This is a genomic window from Stenotrophomonas sp. AS012628, assembly GCF_010608305.1.
GTDB lineage: Bacteria > Pseudomonadota > Gammaproteobacteria > Xanthomonadales > Xanthomonadaceae > Stenotrophomonas > Stenotrophomonas geniculata.
In genome coordinates, this window is record NZ_VMBJ01000009.1 from 18,179 (window position 1) to 41,526 (window position 23,348).

Annotated in this window: 20 protein-coding genes; 11 read left to right on the top strand and 9 right to left on the bottom strand. The window is 66.1% G+C overall.

Features of this window, described 5'->3' with window-relative positions; translation table 11 throughout:
- Positions 1-33: 33 nt before the first annotated feature.
- From G5A07_RS06345 to uvrA, 3 genes are all read right to left on the bottom strand, one after another.
- Positions 34-759: an enolase gene (locus G5A07_RS06345; RefSeq protein WP_191863038.1), complete on the bottom strand. Its 726-nt coding sequence runs from the start codon at positions 757-759 to the stop codon at positions 34-36.
- Positions 760-844: 85 nt separating this feature from the next.
- Positions 845-1,252, bottom strand: coding sequence for a thioesterase family protein (locus G5A07_RS06350; RefSeq protein ID WP_010483330.1), 408 nt, complete (start codon positions 1,250-1,252; stop codon positions 845-847).
- Positions 1,252-4,242 (bottom strand): excinuclease ABC subunit UvrA, encoded by a 2,991-nt coding sequence (gene uvrA, locus G5A07_RS06355; RefSeq protein ID WP_191863039.1) that lies wholly within the window; start codon positions 4,240-4,242, stop codon positions 1,252-1,254. The genes G5A07_RS06350 and uvrA overlap by 1 nt, the downstream gene beginning before the upstream one ends.
- A gap of 337 nt (positions 4,243-4,579) precedes the next feature.
- Between uvrA and rplU the strand changes: the two genes are divergently transcribed.
- The 3 genes from rplU to cgtA all read left to right on the top strand — a co-directional run bounded on the left by rplU (position 4,580) and on the right by cgtA (position 6,400).
- Positions 4,580-4,888 carry a 50S ribosomal protein L21 gene (gene rplU / locus G5A07_RS06360; RefSeq protein WP_005408557.1) on the top strand — a complete coding sequence of 103 codons (309 nt, stop codon included), beginning with the start codon at positions 4,580-4,582 and terminating at the stop codon, positions 4,886-4,888.
- Positions 4,889-4,906: 18 nt separating this feature from the next.
- Complete coding sequence (gene rpmA, locus G5A07_RS06365; protein WP_005415704.1) at positions 4,907-5,170, top strand: 50S ribosomal protein L27; 264 nt, start codon at positions 4,907-4,909, stop codon at positions 5,168-5,170.
- Positions 5,171-5,347: 177 nt separating this feature from the next.
- Positions 5,348-6,400, top strand: a complete 1,053-nt coding sequence (gene cgtA, locus G5A07_RS06370; RefSeq protein ID WP_049455611.1) for an Obg family GTPase CgtA — start codon at positions 5,348-5,350, stop codon at positions 6,398-6,400.
- A gap of 168 nt (positions 6,401-6,568) precedes the next feature.
- On the opposite strand, the gene rpsT is transcribed toward cgtA, so the two are convergent.
- Positions 6,569-6,838, bottom strand: a complete 270-nt coding sequence (gene rpsT, locus G5A07_RS06375; RefSeq protein WP_005408560.1) for a 30S ribosomal protein S20 — start codon at positions 6,836-6,838, stop codon at positions 6,569-6,571.
- A gap of 117 nt (positions 6,839-6,955) precedes the next feature.
- Here rpsT and murJ point away from each other — a divergent pair, with 117 nt between their 5' ends.
- The 8 genes from murJ to G5A07_RS06415 all read left to right on the top strand — a co-directional run bounded on the left by murJ (position 6,956) and on the right by G5A07_RS06415 (position 17,182).
- Entirely contained in the window at positions 6,956-8,560 is a 1,605-nt protein-coding gene (gene murJ / locus G5A07_RS06380) for a murein biosynthesis integral membrane protein MurJ (protein ID WP_191863040.1), read from the top strand.
- A 75-nt stretch (positions 8,561-8,635) separates the two neighbouring features.
- Positions 8,636-9,583 (top strand): bifunctional riboflavin kinase/FAD synthetase, encoded by a 948-nt coding sequence (locus G5A07_RS06385; RefSeq protein WP_191863041.1) that lies wholly within the window; start codon positions 8,636-8,638, stop codon positions 9,581-9,583.
- Positions 9,580-12,411 carry an isoleucine--tRNA ligase gene (gene ileS / locus G5A07_RS06390; RefSeq protein WP_191863042.1) on the top strand — a complete coding sequence of 944 codons (2,832 nt, stop codon included), beginning with the start codon at positions 9,580-9,582 and terminating at the stop codon, positions 12,409-12,411. Before G5A07_RS06385 ends, ileS begins: the two co-directional genes overlap by 4 nt.
- Positions 12,411-12,935: a signal peptidase II gene (lspA, locus tag G5A07_RS06395; RefSeq protein ID WP_010483311.1), complete on the top strand. Its 525-nt coding sequence runs from the start codon at positions 12,411-12,413 to the stop codon at positions 12,933-12,935. The genes ileS and lspA overlap by 1 nt, the downstream gene beginning before the upstream one ends.
- A gap of 27 nt (positions 12,936-12,962) precedes the next feature.
- Positions 12,963-13,913 (top strand): 4-hydroxy-3-methylbut-2-enyl diphosphate reductase, encoded by a 951-nt coding sequence (gene ispH / locus G5A07_RS06400; protein ID WP_019337505.1) that lies wholly within the window; start codon positions 12,963-12,965, stop codon positions 13,911-13,913.
- A 181-nt stretch (positions 13,914-14,094) separates the two neighbouring features.
- Positions 14,095-15,978 carry a M61 family metallopeptidase gene (locus G5A07_RS06405; RefSeq protein WP_191863043.1) on the top strand — a complete coding sequence of 628 codons (1,884 nt, stop codon included), beginning with the start codon at positions 14,095-14,097 and terminating at the stop codon, positions 15,976-15,978.
- Positions 15,975-16,652: a lysoplasmalogenase gene (locus G5A07_RS06410; RefSeq protein ID WP_191863044.1), complete on the top strand. Its 678-nt coding sequence runs from the start codon at positions 15,975-15,977 to the stop codon at positions 16,650-16,652. Before G5A07_RS06405 ends, G5A07_RS06410 begins: the two co-directional genes overlap by 4 nt.
- A 23-nt stretch (positions 16,653-16,675) precedes the next feature.
- A complete protein-coding gene (locus G5A07_RS06415) occupies positions 16,676-17,182 on the top strand; it encodes a hypothetical protein (RefSeq protein WP_019337508.1) in 507 nt (168 codons plus the stop codon).
- A gap of 116 nt (positions 17,183-17,298) precedes the next feature.
- Here the strand turns inward: G5A07_RS06415 and G5A07_RS06420 are convergent, their stop codons facing one another.
- From G5A07_RS06420 to G5A07_RS06440, 5 genes are read right to left on the bottom strand one after another with little or no spacing between them, the layout of a single operon-like run.
- A complete protein-coding gene (locus G5A07_RS06420; protein WP_049411367.1) occupies positions 17,299-18,018 on the bottom strand; it encodes a hypothetical protein in 720 nt (239 codons plus the stop codon).
- Entirely contained in the window at positions 18,015-18,971 is a 957-nt protein-coding gene (locus G5A07_RS06425) for a hypothetical protein (protein ID WP_010483300.1), read from the bottom strand. The genes G5A07_RS06420 and G5A07_RS06425 overlap by 4 nt, the downstream gene beginning before the upstream one ends.
- Positions 18,972-19,017: 46 nt before the next feature.
- On the bottom strand, positions 19,018-21,816 hold the full coding sequence (locus tag G5A07_RS06430) for a TonB-dependent receptor (RefSeq protein WP_191863045.1): 2,799 nt from the start codon (positions 21,814-21,816) through the stop codon (positions 19,018-19,020).
- Between the two features lie 11 nt (positions 21,817-21,827).
- Positions 21,828-22,796: a DUF4880 domain-containing protein gene (locus G5A07_RS06435; protein WP_191863046.1), complete on the bottom strand. Its 969-nt coding sequence runs from the start codon at positions 22,794-22,796 to the stop codon at positions 21,828-21,830.
- Positions 22,793-23,302 carry an RNA polymerase sigma factor gene (locus tag G5A07_RS06440; RefSeq protein ID WP_029379863.1) on the bottom strand — a complete coding sequence of 170 codons (510 nt, stop codon included), beginning with the start codon at positions 23,300-23,302 and terminating at the stop codon, positions 22,793-22,795. The genes G5A07_RS06435 and G5A07_RS06440 overlap by 4 nt, the downstream gene beginning before the upstream one ends.
- Positions 23,303-23,348: the final 46 nt, after the last annotated feature.

Consider the following 23,348-nt stretch of genomic DNA (forward strand, 5'->3'; position numbering starts at 1 on the left):
CGCCAGTTTCGCCGGGTCATGCTCGGCGAGACGCTACGTCCAGTCGTACGAGAACAGCACCGTGCGGCTTTCCGGCTCGTACAGCATCACGATGGCATCGGCGCCGGCCGCGCACCAGTTGTAGCCGGCGACTTCGGCCACGGCGAAGAACTTGTTGCCATTGCGGGTGATGGTTACGTCTTCCATGTCTGGCGTGCGATCACGGTCATGCATTGGAGGGAGGATTGAGATCCCAAATGCTGTCGGGATCTCTGCAGTCTCCGTCCAGTTGCCATACGAAATCGCGCCGCCCAGCGCATCCAGCCACGCTTGCTCGCCGGGCTCACCATCGCCATAGCGCGAATAGCTGGCCAGCCTGCCGTGCTGCTGGAAATAGGCCTGGGCCTTGGCATGGCTGCCGCGCATCTCAGCACTATGCGCACGCGCGTCTTCGTCTTCTACTGCGTCGCCCTGGAAATAGCCCTCGTTGCCGAGGAAGCGCATGCGGTTGTCGTCCGTTAATTCGAACGAGATCCAGTTGCTGCCGGTGAACTCGTTGTGGTGTTCTTCGGTGTTGTCGCCGATGCAGCCTTCGTACGGCTCGATCGGGCACAGCATCGTCGCCACCTGGCCAGCCAGTTCCGGGCGCAGCACGCCCAGGTCGATCTTCAGCAGCGGCAGCAGATGCTGGGCGAGCCACGCCTGGTCAGCGGGGAAGACGTCGGTGGGGAAGGGGACCATGCCGGGCAGCAGGTCGCTCAGTTCAGTCTGGTGGATCATGTCAGTCCTTTGAATTGCAACGGTAGCGCCGGGCCACGCCCGGCGGACCAGACGCCGACCAAGATCGGCATCTACCAGAAGCGGATCAGCTCGACGCGCTGCGGATCGCCTCCGGCAGCGGTGCGCTCCTGCCGGTCTGCGTATCCATCCAGACCACCACCACGTTACCGTCGGAATACAGCTTCGAATCGTCCTGCTGGTCGACGATGCGGTGGCCGATGGTCACGCTGCTGTTGCCCAGGCGCTCGACGAACAGCTCGACCAGGATGTCGTTGGGCCACACGATCGGCAGCCGGTAGTTGACGTTGGTCGCGGCCACCACCGGTGCGATGCGGTCGGTCATCGACACGCCTTCAACGCCCAGCATCCAGCGCACGCGGGCTTCTTCCAGATAGGAAATGTACTTGGCGTTGTTGACGTGGCCCATGCTGTCCATGTCGCGCCACCGCACGCTGATCGGGATGCGGGCCAGGATCTTGTGTTCGCTGCTCATCAGGCGTCCTTCTTCTTGCGGGTCGTCGCGGTCTTGCTGGTCTTGCCGGTGCTCTTGGCAGCCACCGCCTTCTTCGCCGGCTTCTCAGGCTTCACCTTGCGTGGCGGACGGGCGTCGGGCTTGTTGGCCACCGCAGCCGGTTGCTCCGGGCGCGCGCTGGTGGAGGGCAGCATGCGGGCCAGGAACTGGCCGGTGTACGACTGCGGGCAGGCCGCCACGTCCTCCGGCGTGCCGGTGACCAGGATGGTGCCACCGCGATGGCCGCCTTCCGGTCCCAGATCCACAATCCAGTCGGCGGTCTTGATCACGTCCAGGTTGTGCTCGATCACCACCACCGTGTTGCCTTCGTCGCGCAGCTTGTGCAGCACGCCCAGCAGCGCTTCGATGTCGTGGAAGTGCAGGCCGGTGGTCGGCTCGTCGAGGATGTACAGGGTGCGGCCGGTATCGCGGCGTGACAGTTCCTTGGACAGCTTCACGCGCTGCGCTTCACCACCGGACAATGTGGTCGCGCTCTGGCCCAGCTTGATGTAGCTCAGGCCGACGTCGACCAGTGTTTCCAGCTTGCGCGCGATCGACGGCACCGGCTCGAACAGCTTCAGCGCATCCTCGACGGTCATTTCCAGCACGTCGTTGATGTTGAAGCCCTTGTACAGGATCTCCAGCGTCTCGCGGTTGTAGCGCTTGCCATGGCAGACATCGCACGGCACGTACACGTCCGGCAGGAAGTGCATTTCGACCTTGATCAGGCCATCACCCTGGCAGGCTTCGCAGCGGCCGCCGCGCACGTTGAAGCTGAAGCGGCCCGGCGAATAGCCACGCGCACGCGCTTCGGGCACCTGTGCGAACAGTTCGCGCAGGGGAGTGAACAGGCCGGTGTAGGTGGCCGGGTTCGAACGCGGGGTGCGGCCGATCGGCGACTGGTCGATGTCCACCACCTTGTCGAACAGGTCCAGGCCATCGATCTCCTTGTAGGGAGCGATTGGATGCGAGGCGCCGTTGATCTCGTTGGCGGCCAGCGAGAACAGGGTGTCGTTGATCAGGGTCGACTTGCCCGAGCCGGACACGCCGGTCACGCAGGTCAGCAGCCCCGACGGAATCGCCAGGTCCACGCCCTTCAGGTTGTTGCCGGTCGCCCCGCGCAGATGCAGGGTCATTTTCGGGTTCGGGGTGTGCCGGCGCGCCGGGATCTCGATCGCGCGCTTGCCCGAAAGGTACTGGCCGGTCAGCGAGCGTGGTGCCTCCAGGATGTCCTGCAGGGTGCCCTGGCCGACGATCTCGCCGCCGTGCACGCCCGCGCCCGGGCCGATGTCCAGCACATAGTCGGCCAGCCGGATCGCATCCTCGTCATGCTCGACCACGATCACCGTGTTGCCCAGGTCACGCAGGCGGGTGAGGGTGCCGAGCAGGCGTTCGTTGTCGCGCTGGTGCAGGCCGATCGACGGCTCGTCGAGCACGTACATCACGCCGACCAGGCCGGCGCCGATCTGGCTGGCCAGGCGGATGCGCTGCGCCTCGCCTCCGGACAAGGTGTCGGCCTTGCGCTCCAGGGTCAGGTAATCCAGGCCGACATCGACCAGGAAGCCGAGGCGTTCGCCGATCTCCTTGACGATCTTCGCGGCGATCTCGCCGCGCCAGCCCGGCAGGCTCAGTTCGCTGAAGAACTTCAGTGCCTCGTCGATCGGCAGCACCACCAGCTCCGGTAGCGGACGATCGGCCACGAACACGTTGCGTGCCGCCTTGTTCAGGCGCGCGCCGTTGCATTCCGGGCACGGCTGTTCGCTGATGTACTTGGACAGCTCCTCGCGCACCGCCGACGATTCGGTTTCCTTGTAGCGGCGTTCGAGGTTGGGAATGATGCCCTCGAAGCGATGCTTGCGCTGGGTGCGGCCACCGGCTTCGGTGAAGTAGGTGAAGGTGATCGTTTCGTCGCCGCTGCCGTACAGCACGGCCTGCTGGATCTTGGCCGACAGCGAGTTCCACGCGACGTCCACGTCGAACTTGTAGTGCTTGGCCAGCGAGGCGATCAGCTGGAAGTAGTAGGCGTTGCGACGGTCCCAGCCACGCACCGCACCAGCGGCCAGCGACAGCTCCGGGTGCACGACCACGCGCGAAGGGTCGAAGAACTCGGCGATGCCCAGGCCATCGCAGCCGGGACAGGCACCCATCGGTGCGTTGAACGAGAACAGACGCGGTTCCAGCTCCGGCAGCGAGTAGTCGCAGACCGGGCAGGAGTACTTGGAGGAGAACAGTGCAGGCGTGGCGTCGGCGGTGTCCAGGCTCTGCACCGAGGCCATGCCATCGCCGAGCTTCAGCGCGGTCTCGAAGCTCTCGGCCAGGCGCTGCTTGATGTCCTCGCGCGGGCGGAAGCGGTCGATCACCGCCTCGATGGTGTGCTTCTGGCGCAGCGCCAGCGGCGGCACCGCATCGATTTCATGCAGCTCGCCGTCCACGCGCACACGCACGAAGCCCTGCGCGCGCAGCTGGTCGAACACCTGGGCGTGTTCGCCCTTGCGGTCGCGGATGACCGGGGCCAGCAGCATGTAGCGCTGTTCCGGGTCCAGGGTCAGTACCTGATCGACCATCTGGCTGACCGTCTGCGCTTCCAGCGGATAGCCGTGGTCCGGGCAGCGCGGAGTGCCGACGCGGGCGTACAGCAGGCGCAGGTAGTCGTAGATCTCGGTGATGGTGCCGACCGTCGAACGCGGGTTGTGCGAGGTCGACTTCTGCTCGATCGAGATGGCCGGAGACAGGCCTTCGATGTGGTCCAGGTCCGGCTTTTCCATCACGCTCAGGAACTGGCGCGCATAGGCCGACAGCGATTCGACGTAGCGGCGCTGGCCTTCTGCATAGATGGTGTCGAACGCCAGCGAGGACTTGCCCGAACCGGACAGGCCGGTGATCACGATCAGCTTGTCGCGGGGCAGGTCGAGGTCGAGGTTCTTCAGATTGTGCGTCCGCGCGCCGCGGATGCGGATGAAATCCATCGCCATGGGGGATCCGGTTGTGGGGGCGTTGGCTGGGTGCCGGGCCAGCAGGGAACGGCAATCGGTCAGCCTACCGAGGTGACCAGATGGGGGCAATGGGCGACAATGCCAGCCCGATGTCTCACCTGATGAGACAGGCCGACAGCTTTGTGTAGAGCCGGGCCATGCCCGGCTGCCTGGGCCCCGGACCGTTCAGCCGGGCATGGCTCGGCCCTACAGGGCCGGCCCCGGGCTGTGCAGGGGTTGACTTGACCCGCGCCCGCTGATCTGCGTACAATTCCGCTCCTGTCCGCCCTCGATGGCGGCAGCTCAGACCACAATAACTACAGAGGAAGGCCTGGTCATGTACGCAGTACTGGTCACCGGCGGTAAGCAATACCGCGTGGCGCAGGGCGAAAAGCTCCGCATTGAAAAGCTCGAAGTCGAAGTCGGCAGCGAGATCAAGTTTGACAACATCCTGATGCTGGGTGACAGCGACGGCGTGAAGCTGGGCGATGCGCTGAAGGGCGCTGCCGTCACCGCCAAGGTCCTGTCCCAGGGTCGTGCTGACAAGGTCCGGATCATCAAGTTCCGTCGCCGCAAGCACCACATGAAGCGTCAGGGTCACCGTCAGTACTACACCGAAATCGAGATCACCGGCATCGCCGGCTAAGCATCAGGAGAAGCAGTCATGGCACATAAAAAGGGCGTAGGCTCCTCGCGCAACGGTCGCGACTCCAACCCGAAGTACCTGGGCGTCAAGATCTTCGGCGGCCAGGCCATCGAAGCCGGCAACATCATCGTGCGTCAGCGCGGCACCCAGTTCCACCCGGGTTCGGGCGTTGGCCTGGGCCGTGACCACACCCTGTTCGCCCTCGTGGACGGCAAGGTGGAGTTCTCGGTCAAGGGCGCCAAGAAGCGCCGCACCGTCAGCATCGTCTCGGCCGACGCCTGATCCAGGCATCGCCGGCACCCGTGCCCCGGCATGGGAGTGCTGCATGAAGAGCCCCGCTTCGGCGGGGCTTTTCGTTAGAGTTGAAGCAAGACCGGCTTGGCCGGGTTACCGGCCCGCGGCCGGCATGACATTCAAGGTGGCGGCCAGCAGGCCGCGCCCATCGCAGGCATCGAAACAATGAAACTGGTAGACGAAGCAGAAATCGAAGTGTTCGCCGGCAACGGCGGCAACGGCTGCATTGGCTTCCGTCGCGAGAAGTTCATTCCGCTCGGCGGCCCGGACGGCGGCGACGGCGGTGCGGGCGGCAGCGTTTACATCCGCGCCGACGAAAACCTGAACACCCTGGTCGACTTCCGCCATGAGCGCATCTTCAAGGCGCAGCGTGGCGAGAACGGCATGGGGCGCCAGGCCTATGGCAAGGGCGGCGAAGACCTGACCATCACCGTGCCGGTCGGCACCGTGGTGATCAACGTCGCCACCGATGAAGTCATCGGCGACCTGACCCAGCACGGCGATCGCCTGCTGGTGGCCAAGGGCGGCCGCGGTGGCCTGGGCAACATGCACTTCAAGAGCTCGACCAATCGCTCGCCGCGCCAGGCGCTGCCGGGCGAGCCGGGTGAGGAGCGCACGCTGAAGCTGGAGCTGAAGCTGCTGGCCGACGTCGGCCTGCTGGGCTTCCCCAACGCCGGCAAGAGCACCCTGATCCGCGCCGTTTCGGCGGCGACGCCGAAGGTGGCCGATTACCCGTTCACCACGCTGTACCCGAACCTGGGTGTGGTGAAGGTGGAGAACTACCGCAGCTTCGTGATTGCCGACATTCCGGGCCTGATCGAAGGGGCCGCGGATGGCGCCGGCCTCGGTGCGCAGTTCCTGCGGCACCTGCAGCGCACCCGTCTGCTGCTGCACCTGGTGGACATCTCGCCGATGGAAGGTGGGGTGGAAGGCATTTCCCCGGTCGAGCAGGTGCGTGCGATCGAGCGCGAACTGGAAAAGCACGATCCGGAGCTGCTGCAGAAGCCGCGGTGGCTGGTGCTGAACAAGGCTGACCTGATGTTCGAAGACGAAGCGAAGGCCGCGGCCGAGCAGATCGTCGCCGAGCTGGGCTGGAAGGAGCCGTGGTTCCTGGTCTCGGCGCTGGGCCGCGAAGGCACCTTCCCGATCATGAGCCGGATCATGGCGTTCTTCGATCGCCAGAAGGAAGACGAGCTGGAAGCCCGCAACGCGCAGTGATGCCGTTGTGGTTCCATGCGAAAAACCCGGCTTCGGCCGGGTTTTTCATTTGGTAGTGCCGGCCGCGCGGCCCCGCGGATCGCCCGGACCGCAGGCAACAAAAAACCCGGCCGAGGCCGGGCTTTTGTCTGCAGCCCAAACCCCGAAGGGCAGGGCGGCAACGCCGGATCAGGCGGCCTTGAGGGCCTTGATGCGGTCGTTCAGGCGGCTCTTATGGCGAGCAGCCTTGTTCTTGTGGATCAGGCCACGCGCGCTGAAGCGATCCAGGATCGGCTGGGCAACGGCGAAGGCGGCTTCGGCGCCGGCGGCATCGTTGGCGTCCAGCGCCTTGATCACTTTCTTGACAGCGGTGCGCAGCATCGAGCGCTGAGCCACGTTGCGCGCGTTGCGCACGACGGTCTGCTTGGCGCGCTTCTTGGCGGACTTGATATTGGCCACGGTGGTGGTTTCCTGAAAAAATCGGTGTTATGGGAACAGCAAGCTAGCTAGTATGATGGCCCGAGAAATGCACGTCAAGTCGATTGTCAAGAGGGACGCTGAGTGAGTTCACCGAAGATGTTGCGAGGCCTGCTGTCGTTCAGCAGCATGACCATGGTCTCGCGGGTGCTCGGACTTGTCCGGGACCAGGTGATCACCACCACGTTCGGCACCAATGCGGTCACCGATGCGTTCTGGGTTGCCTTCAGGGTACCCAATTTCCTGCGCCGGTTGTTCGCCGAAGGCTCTTTCGCCACCGCTTTCGTGCCGGTGTTCACGGAAGTGAAGGAAACCCGCAGCCACGCCGAACTGCGTGAGTTGATGGCCCGCACCGCCGGTACCCTGGGGGCGGTGCTGATGCTGGTCACCGCCGTGGCGCTGATCTTCGCACCGCAGCTGGCCTCGGTCTTCTCAAGCGGCGTTGATACCGACCCGGTGAAGCAGGGCCTGCTGATCGACCTGTTCCGCCTGACCTTCCCGTTCCTGTTGTTCGTCTCGCTCACCGCGCTGGCCGGCGGCGCGCTGAACAGCTTCCAGCGCTTCGCCATGCCGGCGCTCACCCCGGTCATCCTCAACCTGTGCATGATCGCCGGTGCGCTGTGGCTGGCCCCGCGGCTGGGCGGCACTCCAGAGAAGCAGATCCTGGCACTGGGCTGGGCGGTACTGGCCGCCGGTATCCTGCAGCTGCTGTTCCAGCTGCCCTCGCTGAAGGGCATCAACCTGCTGACTCTGCCGCGCTGGGGCTGGCGCCACCCGGGCGTGCGCAAGGTGATGACGCTGATGGTGCCGACCCTGTTCGGCTCGTCGGTGGCGCAGATCAACCTGCTGCTGGACACCGTCATCGCGGCCAAGCTGACCGATGGCTCGCAGTCCTGGCTGTCGCTGGCCGACCGCTTCCTGGAGCTGCCGCTGGGCGTGTTCGGCGTGGCGCTGGGCACGGTGATCCTGCCGGCGCTGGCTCGCCACCACGTGAGTACTGACCGCGAGGGCTTCTCGCGCTCGCTGGACTGGGGCCTGCGCATGACCCTGCTGATCTCGGTGCCGGCCATGCTGGGCCTGCTGCTGCTGGCCGAGCCGCTGATCGCGACCATCTTCCAGCACGGCCAGTTCAGCGCCTTCGATACCCGCATGACCGCGCTGTCGGTGTACGGCCTGAGCTTCGGCCTGCCGGCGTTCGCCCTGCTGAAGGTGGTGCTGCCGGCGTTCTACGCCCGCCAGGACACCAAGACGCCGGTCCGTGCCGGTGTGGCCGCGCTGGTGGCCAACATGGTGTTCAACTTCGCGCTGCTGGCCGTGCTGTACCAGGTGATGGTGCCCGATGAGCTGAAAGCGCAGGGCGTAATGGCGGCCATCGGCAAGCAGCCGGGCCTGCACCTGGCGCTGGGCATTGCCAGCGCACTGTCCAGTTACCTGAACCTGGGCCTGTTGTGGTACTGGCTGGGCAAGACCGACGTCTACCAGCGCCGGCCGGGCTGGGGCGGCTATCTGCTGCGCCTGCTGCTGGCCTGTGCGGCCATGGTTGGTGTGCTGCTGGCCCTGTTGCACTGGCTGCCAGCGTTCTCCGCGATGGGTGTCTGGGAGCGGATCGGCAGCCTGTCGCTGCTGGTCGGCGGTGGCGGTGCGACCTACGCGGTGGCCATGCTGGCGATGGGCTTCCGCCCGCGCGACCTGCGTGGGCATTGATCGCGGCCCGTGGCGGCTATACTTCAGGGTTACACCATTGAAACGGCGGCCCCGGTCGGGCCGGAACGAGAGTTGATGAGCAGGCTGTTCAGAAGCGTCGAGGGCGGGGAGCTGTTCCCGAACGGAAGCGTGGTCTGTATCGGTGCATTCGACGGCCTCCACCTGGGTCATCGTGCGCTGGTCCGCCACGCGGTTGCCCGCGCGCGCGCCTTGGGCGTGGCCGCGGTGGCCGTGGCGTTCGAGCCGCTGCCGCGTGAATTCTTCGCCCAGGGCACGCCGCCGCCGCGGCTGACCCTGGCCCGCAGCAAGGTCGAGATCCTGCGCGAGCTCGGTGTCGATGCGATCGGCCTGCTGTGTTTCGACGCGGCAATGGCGGCGATGCCGGCCGAGACCTTCGTGCACCAGCTGCTTGTCAATCGCCTGAGTGCGCGTGAGGTCTGGATCGGGCCGGAGTTCTGCTTCGGCAACCGCCGTCGCGGCGACCTGGCCCTGCTGCAGAAGATGGGCGCCGAACTGGGCTTTACCGCGGGTGAAATCGAAGCGGTCGACCTGCATGGCGAGCGCATCTCCAGCACCCGCATCCGCCAGCTGCTGCAGGAGGGCGACTTCGCCCGCGCCAACGATCTGCTGGGCCGACCGTACGCGATCAGCGGCCGGGTGGTGCGCGGGCGCCAGCTCGGCCGTACGCTGGGCTTCCCCACCGCCAACCTGCGTTTCCCGAAGACCCCTGCGCTGTCGGGCATCTACGCGACCTGGGTGCACGGCGTGTTCGACCAGCCGTGGCCGTCGGTGTCCAGCTTCGGCACGCGGCCGACGGTGGAGGGCGTGGAGCCGCTGCTGGAAGCCCACCTGTTCGATTTCCAGGGCGACCTGTACGGTCGACACATCGAAGTGGAATTCGTCGCCAAGCTGCGCGACGAAGAGAAATTCAATGATCTGGCGGCCCTGACCGACCAGATGCACCGCGACGCCGAACAGGCGCGCGCCATCCTTTCCGAACATAGATTGCGAGCCACTGCGTGAGCCAGGACTACAAGACCACCCTGAACCTGCCAGCCACCGAATTCCCGATGCGCGGCGACCTGCCCAAGCGCGAGCCGGGCATTCTGGCGCAGTGGGAAGCGCAGGGGCTCTACCAGCAGCTGCGCGACAACGCCGCCGGCCGCCCTCTGTTCGTGCTGCACGATGGCCCGCCGTACGCCAACGGCCGCATCCACCTCGGCCACGCGGTCAACAAGATCCTGAAGGACATCATCGTCAAGTCGCGCTACCTGGCCGGCTTCGATGCGCCCTACGTGCCGGGCTGGGACTGCCATGGCCTGCCGATCGAGATCGCGGTCGAAAAGAAGTGGGGCAAGGTCGGCACCAAGCTCGACGCCGTTGAATTCCGCCAGAAGTGCCGCGAGTTCGCCGAAGAGCAGATCAACATCCAGCGCGTGGACTTCAAGCGCCTGGGTGTGACCGGCGACTGGGACAACCCGTACAAGACCCTGAGCTTCGACTTCGAAGCCAACGAGATCCGTGCGCTGGCCAAGGTCGTGGCCAATGGCCACCTGGTCCGCGGCGCCAAGCCGGTGTACTGGTGCTTCGACTGTGGCTCGGCGCTGGCCGAGGCCGAGATCGAGTACCAGGAAAAGGAATCGCCGGCGATCGACGTGGCCTACGCCGCGCGTGATGCGCAGGCCATCGGCCAGGCGTTCGGCGTGAGCGTGCCGGCCGACGTCGAAGTGGCGGTGCCGATCTGGACCACCACCCCGTGGACGCTGCCGGCCTCGCTGGCGGTATCACTTGGTGCGGAGATCAACTACATCCTGGCCGAAGGCCCGGCGCACAACGGCAAGCGCCGTTGGCTGGTGCTGGCTGCCGCGCTGGCCGAGCGCGCACTGCAGCGCTACGGCGTGGACGAAGTGGTGCTGCACGGTGAAACCACCGGCGCGGCGCTGGAAAACCAGCTCCTGGCGCATCCGTTCTACCCGGAACGCGGGATCCTGGTGCTCAACGGCGACCATGTGTCCGACGAGGACGGTACCGGTGCGGTGCATACCGCCCCCGGCCATGGCCAGGAAGACTTCGTGGTCAGCCAGAAGTACGGCCTGCTGGACAAGTACAACGCCGGCCAGGTGACCCCGATCGACGGCCGTGGCGTGTACCTGGAATCGACCCCGCCGGCCGGTGACGTGGTGCTGGCTGGCCAGCACCTGTGGAAGGCGCAGGAGGCCATCGTCGGCGTGCTGCGCGACAACGGTTCGCTGCTGGCGTTCCATCCGATCCGCCACAGCTACCCGCACTGCTGGCGCCACAAGACGCCGGTGGTGTTCCGCGCCACTCCGCAGTGGTTCATCTCGATGGACAAGGCCAACCTGCGCAACGATGCGCTGGCCGCCATCGACACCGTCGGCTGGTTCCCGACCTGGGGCAAGGCGCGCATCCAGAGCATGGTCGACGGTCGTCCGGACTGGACCATCTCGCGCCAGCGCACCTGGGGTGTGCCGATCGCACTGTTCACCCATCGCCAGACCGGCGAGATCCACCCGCGTTCGGTGGAACTGATGCAGCAGGTCGCCGACCGCGTCGAAGCCGAGGGCATCGACGTGTGGTATTCGCTGGATGCTGCCGAACTGCTGGGTGCCGAAGCGGCCGACTACGAGAAGGTCACCGACATCCTCGACGTCTGGTTCGATTCGGGCGTGACTCATGAGGGCGTGCTCGCCGCGCGTGGCTTCGGCAAGCCGGCCGATCTGTACCTGGAAGGTTCCGACCAGCACCGTGGCTGGTTCCAGTCTTCGCTGCTGACCGGCGTGGCCATCGACAAGCGCGCCCCGTACAAGCAGTGCCTGACCCACGGCTTCACCGTGGACGAGCACGGCCGCAAGATGTCCAAGTCGCTGGGCAACGGCATCGAGCCGCAGGACATCATGAACAAGCTGGGCGCGGACATCCTGCGCCTGTGGATCGCCTCGGCCGACTACAGCAACGAGATGTCGCTGTCGCAGGAGATCCTCAAGCGTAACGCCGACGCCTACCGTCGCCTGCGCAACACCGCACGCTTCCTGCTCGGCAACCTGGACGGTTTCGATCCGGCCCAGCACCTGCAGCCGCTGGATCAGATGGTCGCGCTGGACCGTTGGATCGTGCATCGCGCGTGGGAGCTGCAGGAGAAGATCAAGGCGGCCTACGACGGCTACAACATGGCCGAGATCGTGCAGCTGCTGCTGAACTTCTGCAGCGTGGACCTGGGCTCGCTGTACCTGGATGTGACCAAGGACCGCCTGTACACGATGCCGACCGATTCGCACGGTCGCCGTTCGGCGCAGAGCGCGATGTACCACATCGCCGAAGCGTTCACCCGCTGGGTCGCACCGATCCTGACCTTCACCGCCGACGAGCTGTGGGGCTACCTGCCGGGCGAGCACGCCGGCCACGTGCTGTTCACCACCTGGTACGACGGCCTGGCGCCGCTGCCGGCCGATGCGCAGCTCAACGCCGCCGATTTCGACCAGCTGCTGGCTGTGCGCGAGCAGGTGGCCAAGGTGCTGGAACCGATGCGCGCCAACGGTGCCATCGGTGCCGCGCTGGAAGCGGAAATCACCATCGCCGCCAGCGAAGAGCAGGCCGCGCGCTGGCAGCCGCTGGCCGATGAACTGCGTTTCCTGTTCATCAGTGGTGACGTGCAGGTGCGTCCGGCGACCACCGACGAGGTGTTCGTCAGCGCCCAGCCGACCACCAAGGCCAAGTGCGTGCGTTGCTGGCACCACCGCGCCGACGTCGGCAGCAATGCCGATCATCCGGAGCTGTGCGGTCGCTGCGTGAGCAACATCACCGGTGCCGGTGAAGTGCGGAGCTGGTTCTGATGGCCGCGCCCCGTCCACATCCGAACGCCCTGGTCTGGCTGCTGCTGTCGGCGGCCATCATCGGCCTGGACCAGTGGTCCAAGGCCTGGGTCCTGTCGAGCCTGCCGGAGTTCCAGCCGGTGGTGGTCATCGATGGCTTCTGGAACTGGTACCGCACCTACAACACCGGTGCGGCGTTCAGTTTCCTGAGCGACGCCGGTGGCTGGCAGAAGCACTTCTTCACCGTGCTGGCGATCGTCATCAGCGGCCTGATGGCCTGGTGGCTGCGCGGCACCGCCCGTGGCAACTGGAAGGCCGCCGTGCCGTATGCGCTGATCATCGGCGGGGCCATCGGCAACGTGATCGACCGCCAGGTGCACGGCCACGTGGTCGATTTCATCCAGTGGTACGTGGGCAGCTACACCTGGCCCTCGTTCAACATTGCCGATTCGGCCATCGTGGTGGGGGCCATCGGCATCGCCCTGTTTGGCCTGTTCGACGGCAAGTCCGCCAAAAAGGCGGATAATGCCAACCCGAAACCGTAAGCCGGCCGCTGCCGGGAGACTGAACTGATGGATGTGCTGCTCGCCAACCCGCGTGGTTTCTGTGCCGGTGTCGATCGTGCGATCGAGATCGTCAAGCGCGCGATCGAAACGCTGGGCGCACCCATCTACGTCCGCCATGAAGTGGTGCACAATCGCTTCGTGGTCGACGACCTGAAGCAGCGCGGCGCGATCTTCGTCGAGGAACTGGACGAAGTGCCGGACAACAACACGGTGATCTTCAGCGCGCATGGCGTGTCCCAGGCGGTGCGCCAGGAAGCCGAGCGCCGTGGCCTGAAGGTGTTCGACGCCACCTGCCCGCTGGTGACCAAGGTCCACTTCGAGGTCGCCCGCCACTGCCGTGCCGGCCGTGACGTGGTGCTGATCGGCCACGCCGGTCACCCGGAAGTGGAAGGCACCATGGGCCAGTGGAACCGCGAAGCCGGCACCGGCCAGATCTACCTGGTGGAGGACGTGGAGCAGGTTGCCACGCTGCACATCAACCAGCCGGAAAACTTCGCCTACACCACCCAGACCACGCTGTCGGTGGACGACACGCGCGGCATCATCGATGCATTGCGCGAGCGCTTCCCGGCGATGCAGGGCCCGAAGAACGACGACATCTGCTACGCCACGCAGAACCGCCAGGACGCCGTGCGCGACCTGGCCAAGCGCTGCGACCTGGTGCTGGTGGTCGGTTCGCCGAACAGCTCCAACTCCAACCGTCTGAGCGAGCTGGCCCGCCGTGAGGGCGTGGAGTCGTACCTGATCGACGGCGCGCACGAGATCGATCCGGCGTGGGTGGCAGGCAAGCAGCACATCGGCGTGACCGCAGGTGCCTCGGCGCCGCAGGTGCTGGTCGACGGCGTGCTCGCGCGCCTGGCCGAGCTGGGCGCCAGCGGCGTGGGCGAACTGGACGGCGAACCGGAATCGATGGTGTTCGCGCTGCCGAAGGAACTACGGTTGCGGTTGGTCGACTGACCGCGGAAGCGCCTCATCCACGCATGGCGTGGATCTACTGAAACTGCTCTGGCGGGTGCGAACCTTGGTTCGCACGCCTTTGGCGTGCGCGGATGAGCGCTCGCCCCATGACCTTTGGCCATGGGGCGGGGCACGTTACAGGCCTAGCATCGGAGGATTCTCCGTTGTTGGAAGTTGCCCGATGAAGACCCGAGCCTTGGCGATGTCGTTGCTGTTCGCGCTGGCGGCCACGCCTGCACTGGCGCAGACCTCGCCACCGGCGAACGCGGCGGCTGCCGGCCTGCTGCGCATCGAGGTCGACGCGCGCGATCTGGCCCGTCGCATCTTCAAGGTGACCGCCACGGTGCCGGCCAAACCCGGCCCGATGACCCTGCTGTACCCGCAGTGGATTCCCGGCAACCATTCGCCCACCGGCCCGATCGATAAATTGGCCGGCCTGCGCGTGACCGCCAACGGCAAGCCGCTGGCCTGGCAGCGCGATCAGTACAACGTCTATGCGTTCAAGGTGAACGTGCCGGAGGGCGCCAGCGAGATCGTCGCCCACTTCGATTTCCTGTCTTCGCAGGGTGGCAGCCAGGGGCGGGTGGTGATGACTCCGGAGATGCTCAACCTGCAGTGGAATGCCAATTCGCTGTATCCGGCCGGCGTCGATGCGCGCCAGCTGCAGGCGCAGGCCAGCGTGACCCTTCCCAAGGGCTGGTCATTCGCCACTGCGCTGGAAACCGCGCGCCGCGACGGCGACACCGTGGTGTTCAAGCCGATCTCCTACGACCACCTGGTCGATTCGCCGCTGTTTGCCGGCGAGCACTATCAGCGCATTGATCTCGATCCGGGCGCGAAGGTACCGGTGCACCTCAATGTGTTTGCCGACGACGCCAAGTCGCTGAAGCCGAGCGAGGCGCAGATCACGATGCACCGCGCGCTGGTGCAGCAGGCCGACAAGCTCTACGGTGCGCGCCACTACAACCACTATGAGTTCCTGCTGGCATTGACCGACCGCCTCGGTGGCATCGGCCTGGAGCATCACCGTTCCAGCGAGAACAGTGCCGATCCGGGCTACTTCACCGAGTGGGACAGCAACGCGTGGATGCGCGATCTGCTGCCGCACGAGTACACCCATTCCTGGAACGGCAAGTACCGTCGCGGCGCCGATCTGGCCACCGTCAATTTCAACGTGCCGATGGGCGACAGCCTGCTGTGGGTGTACGAGGGCCAGACCCAGTTCTGGGGCCAGGTGCTGGCGGCGCGCTCCGGGCTGTGGTCGGCCGCGCAGGCGCGTGACATGCTGGCCAATGTGGCCGCGACCTATGACCGTGGTCGGCCGGGCCTCGCCTGGCGTCCACTGCAGGACACCACCAACGACCCGACCATCGCCCAGCGCCGCACGTTGCCCTACCGCAACTACCAGATGAGCGAGGACTACTACTCCGGCGGCCAGATGCTGTGGCTGGAAGTGGAGGGCAAGATGCGCGAACTGAGCGACAATCGCCGCAGTCTGGACGATTTCGCGCGTGCGTTCTTCGGCGTCGGCAACGGCGACTGGGACGTCAACCCCTACACCTTTGACGACGTGGTGGCGACCTTGAACGGCATCGCGCCGTATGACTGGGCGACGTTCCTGCGCGGGCGCCTGGACGGCCACGGTTCGTTGACTGGCGGCCTGGAGCTGGCGGGTTGGAAGCTGGTCTACCGCGATACCCCGAACGATGCCTACAAAGCGCAGGAGAAGCGCGCGAAGGCGGCGCTGCTGGCGTACTCGCTGGGTGCGACCGTGCTCGACAACGGCACGGTCGGTGATGTGATCTGGGACAGCCCGGCCTTCAACGCCGGTCTTGCACCTGGCATGAAGGTGATCGCGGTGGGCGGGCGCGAGTACAGCAGCCAGCGCTTGAAGGACGCGGTGGCTTCGGCAGCGAAGGACAAGGCGCCGATCATGTTGCTGGTGAAGCAGTTCGACCGCATTGAAACCATGAGCATCGCTTACCACGGTGGCCTGCAGTACCCGGTGCTGGAGCGCATCACCGGCAAGCCCGACCGCCTTGCAGATCTGTGGAAGGCACGATGAACCCACGCGCCCGCGATGGCGTGATCCTGCTGACGGCGATCCTCGCCATCATGGGCGCATTCCTGCACGGCGATGGGCGTTGGCTGCACTGGCTGGCCAAGCCGGCCACCACGCTGCTGATCGCCGCCATCGTCTGGCGCGTGCATGATCCGGCGCCGCCGTTCTACCGCCGCGCGGTGCTGGCCGGCATGCTGCTGTCGTGCGTGGGCGATATCGCGCTGATGCTGCCGATGGACGCGTTCATGCCGGGGCTGGTCGCGTTCCTGCTGGCGCATGTCTGCTACATCGTCGCCTTCCGCGATGGCCTGCGTGCCGGGCGTGGGCTGTTCGGCGCCGCTGTGCTGCTGGGTGCATTTGCCGTGCTCAACGTGATGGGCCTGTGGCCGCACCTGCCGGTGCCGATGCGTGTGCCGGTGCTGGCCTACGTGGTGGTGCTGGCGTCGATGGCGGTGCTGGCCCTGGCACGGCAGTGGCGCAGCCCGCAGCCCGGTGCCGTGGACGCCCGAAGCGCCCGCTGGGCCGGGGCAGGTGCATTGCTGTTCGTGGCCAGCGATTCCCTGCTGGCCTGGGACCGCTTCGCCGGTGGCCTGCCGTTGGCCAGCCTGCTGGTGTTGTCCACCTACTACGGCGCGCAGTACGCCATAGCCCGTTCAGTTTTGCCTGGTCATCGCTAGCCTGGCCTCGTTATGATTTTCTGATGGCTAGGGGAATCAACGCGCTGTTTGCAGTTATCGATGCCATCCGGGCGGAGTGGTCAAAGCCTCGGGTCGCCATGCATCAGCATGGGGCGTGTCCTTTCCTGCTTCGATCCTTCTTCGTAGAACGTGGTGCTGCAATATCAGAAGACCGGCGATTACAGGGCTGCCCAGCGCAGTTGCTCGCATTCTGGAAGGTGTACGCTTCGGCGGAATTGTTCAAGGACGAGCAATTCGGTCAATGGGGCATGGAGATGCTCAGCGTCGAGGATGCACACGTTCAGACGACCTTCCTCGCTGGTTCGCGTCCGTTGGATTTCCGGAGCGGCGATGTCGTATTTGGCCGCTTCTACGGCGATTCAGATCTACTGGTGATGAACGCCTTTGGTACGGTGCTGGTCTGCCTGCCTTTGGACGAGCGAAAAGATTGGCCTGAAGCATCGGACTCGCTTGCAGGCTTCCTATCCCGGCTGCATGAAACCCAAGGTTCCAAGTACTGGGAGTTGTGATCCATCGAGGCTATCCGCATTGGCTGCCGGCTGGTTCAAGTCTTCTCGTCAGCGAACAAATGGCCTTGCTCTACCTGCTGGAGTAACGGCTGCCAGAGCTGGATGGGTCGCGTTGCCTACTGACGGCTTACGCCGCGGGCGTTGCCCTGTGCGTCGAACTGCAGCCGCACGGATTCGCGATCACCGGCCACTTCGTCCGGCAGCCATACCAGTTTGCCGGCTTTGCGCACGATCACGTAGACATGGCCGACTTCGGATGCGGGGTTCTGCAGCGCATTGCGCTGTTCCTGCAGCGCTTTGGCCACGCGTGGCACGGCATCGAAATCGATGCTGGCCAGGGATGTGCTGCTGCGCTGCAGGCTGATGGTCGGCGCGAACTGCTGCGGGTTCACCGGATTGCCCTTGCGCCACTGGCCACGTTCAAAGTGATAGCTGTCGACGTGGCCAGGCTGTTGCGGATCGACCAGATCCAGGTTGATGCGGCCATCGTCGTAGAAGTGGATGCTGTGGAAGACCGTCAGCCGCTGGCCGGCCAGTGCCGGCAGCTGCTCCAGTGCCTGACGGGCAGCCAGCAGGTAGTCCGCATCGAACAGGCGATTGTTGCGCTCGGGCGCCGCAGCGGTACTCGCCGCGGGGAAGGGCGCCGGGGACGGCACAAGCGATACGGGTTGTTCGCGCTGAGACTGAGACGGGACGGAGGGGGGCAACCGGTCCGGCTGTACCGAATGCCCCAGCGTTTCGCTGATGGTCTGCACTGCGCCGCCGGCAATGGCCGCGCCCGCCAGAACCAGCAGCAGTACCAGGAACACCGTGCGGGTGGAGGGAGGCTGCTTCATATTCCCTCCAGCCGCACGTTGCTGCGGTCATCCGGGTCGTACAGCAGCGTCACGTGCTCGCGCGGGATGTTGGCCAGTTCAATCAGCGGGATGAAGCGGCGCACGCGGGCCTGCTGCACGCTGCCTTCGCGGTCGATGTATTCCAGCTGGAACTCCACCTGTGGTTGTTCGTTGAGGTAGGTGCCGGTCTGACGGACCTTCAATACCCGGGCCTCCACGCCGATGCCGCGATACTTCAGCGCATCACCGCGGGCATCGGCGTGCAGCAGGCGGCCGAGCAGGCGCAGCCCCAGCGCATAGCCACACAGCACCAGCGGGCATACCAGCAGCGGGTGACCGAACGACAGGAAGGTCCAGCCCAGTCCCTCGTTCTGCAGCCGGTAGGCCAACACATAGGCAGCGGCAACGGCTGCGATGCCGAGTGCTGCACCGATGCCACGCCGCCACAGGCTGGCGACATTCAGTTCGGGCTGCGCACCGTCCAGCACGATGTTGGGAAATGCCCCGGGCGTCCGGCCCAGGCGCGCATCGATGTGCCTGCCCACCTCGAAGCGATGCAGCTGGGGTTTGCTGTCGACCACCAGCATCTGTTCGCGGATCGGCGTACCTGACAGGTTCTTGAAGGACAACTGCAGTTTCCACTGCGCGAAGCCGCGCACCTGCACGCCGGTCTGTTCGGCCTGTTCGATCAGTGCACTGCGCGGTTCACCGTCGGCCAGGATCGACTGCACCCGGTGCAGTGCGCGCGGTGGCCCCAGCAACAGGTAGTGCAGGAAGGCGAACAGCAGCGTCAGCCACAAGGCCAGCGACAGTGCGAGCAGCAACAGTGCCGGCCACGGCGCGCTGCGGTCGACCAACGCCACCGGCCACGAAGTGCCGAAATAGAGAATGCAGGGAAAAGGCAACGCGAAGAACAGCAGGAACGCGCCCCAGAACCAGAGATAGGCTTTCATGGGGGAAGGGGACCGCGGTGGAACAGGGCGCGTAGATTACTACGCTTCAGCGGAACTGCAGGGTAAGCAGGTAGTAGCGGCCGAGCGGATCGTCCAGGCCCGGCATCTGTCCGCCATTGCCGACCAGATAGTTCACCGGTTGCGCATCGAGTACGTTGTGCACATCCAGCGCTGCAACGATGCGCGGCCCCAGCCGACGTGCGAGGTGCAGGTTCCAGCGCAGCTGGCGTGGATTCATGCAGTGGTTCCGATCGACCTGATCCTGCGGGCACTCGGCCCCGGGCAGCCAGGCACGGGTGCGACCGACCTGGTTGCCGCGCAGGGCGATGTCCCAGTTGCTGTTCTGCCATTGCACGTTCAACACCGCAGCCAGCTCGGGTGTCACGTGGCCGCGCAGGTCCACGGCGGCCTCGTGGTCACGGCGGCGGCGCAGCTCCTGCTGTTTCAGCGCATCGAGCGACAACAACCACTGGCCGTTGCTGCCGCTGTCGATGCGGTACTCGCCACGCAGCACCCAGTTGCGGGAGGTGGTGCGGCCGATGTTGTCGAACGACAGGCGCAGGCTGCTCAGGTGGCCGTCTTCATCCAGTTCCCAGGTACTGCGATTCCACACCGCATCGCTGGGCTGCAGGGCGAGGATCTCGTTGCGCAGTTCCACGATGTTGTGGGTCAGCGACAGCGAGAACGTGTCGTTGGGTGTCCACGTGGCTGCCAGCGAATGGCTGCGCGATCGCTCGGCCTTCAGTGCATCGTTCTCTACGACGTTGGCCGTGACGCTGCAGCCGCCACCGCGGGTGGCGATTGCACATTCCGGAAGGGCACTGGACACCGGAAGCGTGATCGAGCCGAAGTAGCCGGGAGGCCGCCGTTGCTCGAACAGGCTCGGTGCACGGTAACCGCGCCCGCTGGCCAGCAGGAACGACCAGTGCGGCGTCGGGCTCCAGCGCAGCCCGGCACGAGGCGAGAACGCCATGAAGCCGCCGTCGCGGTCCCAGCGTGCAGCCAGGTCCGCGCGCAGCGTGGGTGCCAGCGGCAGGCCCAGCTCGGTGTAGACGCCACTGCTTTGTCGCGACAGGCGGCGTTGCTGCTGCGGCAGGCCCAATGCGAGGTCCCCCTGGCTGAGCAGCGCATCGGGACGCGAGGTCCAGCGTTCATGGCGCAGGTCGATGCCGGTGGCCAGCTGTGCAGGACCACCAGGCAACGCCATCAGCTCACGCTGCACGCCCCACCAACCCTGCCACTGTGCGGTTCTGCCGCGGTTGCGGATGGATGGAAACAGCGTGTCCACCTCGGCCGCCGGAGGTGCGTCGAAGCCGGGAGTGAACCTGCGCGCCTGCGTTGCTTCAAGCAGGCGCGTCGTGCGTACGGTGCCAGCAGTGGACAGTGTGACTTCGCTGCGCTGCGCGCTGATGCCCGCCTCCCAGCTGCGCCGGCCCTGGTCACGGCCGATGCCGACGGTGACGTCCGCATCGGTGGCGCGGACGCTGGGGCGCACGTTGCCGGCCTCGCGCAGCACACTGTTGAAGGTGATTCCGCGCGAGACTACGGCAACGGCAGTCGGGCCCAGGTCGAAGCGCTGACGGTTGTGACTGGCCCGTGCCTCGACATAGGCATAGCGTCCCTCGCCACGTTCATGCCGGTAGTGCAGGTAGGCCGACGCGGTATCCGAGGCGGGCTGCAGCGAACGCGGGCGCGCGCTGTCAAACCAGCAGCCATCCTCGCGCCGCTTCAGGGGCGGCTCGCAGCGTCGGGCGGGCACGTACCAGTTGCCGAAGATCGCGCCGATCGGATACAGCGAGGTTTCCGCATGCCAGTCACGCTGGTCACCGGCGACATGCTCGACACGGTGCAGATCCAGGCCGGCAAACCAGCGGTCCCCATTGCCACGCGCGCCGCCCGTGGCGGCCTGCAGGCGGTACTGGCCCGCATCGCCGCGGCTGCTGAGTCCGGTCTGCAACATGGCTTCGGGCCCATCGGCCTGGTCGCGCAGGATGATGTTGACCACGCCGGACATGGCATCGGCCCCATAGATGGCCGAGGCACCGCCGCGTACCAGTTCGATGCGGTCGACGAAGCTCAGCGGAATGCCGCCGAGGTCGGTGAGCCCACCCTGTTCCAGCGACACCATGGGATAACGCGGCAGGCGCCGGCCGTTGACCAGGAACAGCGTCGCCCGCGGGCCCATGCCGTCCAGGCTGGTGGTGGCCGCTGCACCCACCGGCAGGTACTGCGAATCGCCGCCGCGCGAGGTACTCATGGCGGGATGGCCGTTCATGCCGGGCAGGTGCCGCAGCAGGTCGAACAGATTGCCGTAGCCACTGCGCAGGATGTCGTCGCGATCGATGGTGGTGACCGGCAGTGTGGTCTGCACCGAAGAGCGCGGCAGCCGGCTGCCGGTGACGTGGATGGGTGCCAGTTCCACCTGGTGTGGCGTGTCGGCGGACCTGGGAGCCGGGTGCGGCAGGCGCGGGGCTGCGACCGCTTTCGGTGGCGTGGCAGGTGGCTCGGGATGGACACGTCGCACGACAAAGGCACCCGAGGACGTGCGCAGGATGTTCACCGGCAGGCCGGCGACCAGCAGCTTCAGGGAGGCCCCGGTATCGCGTTGGCCACGTGTGCCAGTGGTGCGCAGATCATCCAGTTCACGTGCGTCGAACAGCAGGGCGGTGCCACTCTGCCGGGCCCATTGCTGCAGTGCCGGCACCAGTGGGCCCGCACCCACGTCGATCTCCAGCGTGCCGGCGGGCTCGCCGGCATCGGCCATCGGTAGTGCGGCAACACCCAGTGCAAGGCATAGCAGGGCGCGGAGCAGCCCCCACTGCAGCGCACCCGGACCTGCCTTCACTGCCGGTCTCCTCAGTAGGTGCGGCGCAGTTCCAGCGCGCCATCCGGACGCGTCTGGCCAGCCACGGACCAACCCAGTTCCAGCGCCGACAGCAGCTCCTGTGCATCACCGGCGCGGAAGGTGCCGCTTACAGCCAGGTCGGTGATCTCCGGATCGACGATCACCAGCGGCGTGCGGCCATAACGGTTCATGCGCTCGACCACGATCGACAGGGGCGTGGCATCGAACACCAGTTGCCCCCGCAGCCAGCCTTCAGCGGCTGCGTTGGACGAGAGGGCAGGGCCCGGCTGGATGCGGCCGGAGGGCAGTACCTGCAGCTGTTGGCCAGGCGCCAGCGTGTGCTGCGCTGCGCCGTTGCTGACTTCCACGGCACCTTCCAGCAGCGCGACCTCGACCAGGCCGTCGCGCAGGCGTTCGACCTGGAAGGTCGTGCCGATGTCGCGGATCGTACTGTCGCCGGCGTGCAGTTTCAGCGCCTTGTTCGACGGTGCGACCTGCAGTTGCAGCCGGCCCCGCTCCAGCACCAGATCACGATGGCGCCAGCCGAAGCGGGCGTGGAGGGTGGTGCCGGCATCCAGCATGGCGACGCTGCCATCGGCCAGCGTCTGCTGCTGTGGCTGGTGCGAATCATTGGCGTAGACCTGCGGCGTCGGGTTGCCGTCGACGGCAACCATCCAGCCGATGCCGATCGCCATGCAGACACCGGCAGCAGCGGCCACGCCCGGCAACCAGCGCCGGCGCGGCGGACGCGCCGCGCGTGCCGCGGCGGTGCGCAGCCAGGGGTCAGCTGCAAGCGCCGCACCCTGCTGGAACAGGGTTTCGGCCTGCACCCAGGCTTTGACGTGGGCCGGATCTTCGGCCAGCCAGTCCTCGAACGCTTCGCGTTCGGCCGACGTGCAGTCCGGGGCTTCCAGGCGGGCTACCCAGGCGCTGGCGCGTTCAAACAGCTGTGCATCATCCCTGTGCGGGGTGCCACTCATTGGCCGTCCCTGTCGTTGTGCAGCGGATCCGATCCCAACTCCTGACGCAGGCCCTGCAGGGCCCGGGCGATATGTTTTTCCACGGTCTTGGCAGTAATTCCACAATGCCGCGCGATCTGCGTGTAGCTCATGCCGGTGATGCGGTTGAGCAGATAGACCTCGCGTGCGCGTTCGGGCAGCTTGAACAGGGCCTGCCGCAGCAGGGACAGCATCTGCCCTGACTCGGCCTGGCGCAATGGATCGGGCGAGGAACTGGACGGTTCGTCGCTGCCATCGTGTTCGGCCAGCGGCAGATGCGGCCGCGACTGCGGCGAGCGGCCGCGGTCTGCCAGGCGGTTGCGGGCGATACGATACAGCAGCAGGCGCAGTTCGTCCGGACCCTGTGCGCGGTAGCGGATCAGCCGCTCCATGCAGTCCTGCGCGATATCCTCCGCATCCTCAGGCCCGACCCCCCGCGTGCGCAGGAACGCGCACAGCGGTGCGCGCTCTTCGCGTACGAACGCGATGAAGGCATCCGCAGGTGCGGGTAGCTCCGGCGCGCGATGGATCAGG

Coding starts and splice junctions, on each gene's coding strand:
- murJ (WP_191863040.1), top strand. CDS start 6,956: ATGTTGCGAGGCCTGCTGTCGTTCAGCAGCATGACCATGGTCTCGCGG.
- ispH (WP_019337505.1), top strand. CDS start 12,963: ATGGATGTGCTGCTCGCCAACCCGCGTGGTTTCTGTGCCGGTGTCGAT.
- G5A07_RS06350 (WP_010483330.1), bottom strand. CDS start 1,252: ATGAGCAGCGAACACAAGATCCTGGCCCGCATCCCGATCAGCGTGCGG.
- G5A07_RS06385 (WP_191863041.1), top strand. CDS start 8,636: ATGAGCAGGCTGTTCAGAAGCGTCGAGGGCGGGGAGCTGTTCCCGAAC.
- cgtA (WP_049455611.1), top strand. CDS start 5,348: ATGAAACTGGTAGACGAAGCAGAAATCGAAGTGTTCGCCGGCAACGGC.
- rplU (WP_005408557.1), top strand. CDS start 4,580: ATGTACGCAGTACTGGTCACCGGCGGTAAGCAATACCGCGTGGCGCAG.
- rpmA (WP_005415704.1), top strand. CDS start 4,907: ATGGCACATAAAAAGGGCGTAGGCTCCTCGCGCAACGGTCGCGACTCC.
- G5A07_RS06415 (WP_019337508.1), top strand. CDS start 16,676: ATGGCTAGGGGAATCAACGCGCTGTTTGCAGTTATCGATGCCATCCGG.
- G5A07_RS06345 (WP_191863038.1), bottom strand. CDS start 759: ATGATCCACCAGACTGAACTGAGCGACCTGCTGCCCGGCATGGTCCCC.
- G5A07_RS06410 (WP_191863044.1), top strand. CDS start 15,975: ATGAACCCACGCGCCCGCGATGGCGTGATCCTGCTGACGGCGATCCTC.
- G5A07_RS06425 (WP_010483300.1), bottom strand. CDS start 18,971: ATGAAAGCCTATCTCTGGTTCTGGGGCGCGTTCCTGCTGTTCTTCGCG.
- G5A07_RS06435 (WP_191863046.1), bottom strand. CDS start 22,796: ATGAGTGGCACCCCGCACAGGGATGATGCACAGCTGTTTGAACGCGCC.
- uvrA (WP_191863039.1), bottom strand. CDS start 4,242: ATGGCGATGGATTTCATCCGCATCCGCGGCGCGCGGACGCACAATCTG.
- lspA (WP_010483311.1), top strand. CDS start 12,411: ATGGCCGCGCCCCGTCCACATCCGAACGCCCTGGTCTGGCTGCTGCTG.
- G5A07_RS06420 (WP_049411367.1), bottom strand. CDS start 18,018: ATGAAGCAGCCTCCCTCCACCCGCACGGTGTTCCTGGTACTGCTGCTG.
- G5A07_RS06405 (WP_191863043.1), top strand. CDS start 14,095: ATGAAGACCCGAGCCTTGGCGATGTCGTTGCTGTTCGCGCTGGCGGCC.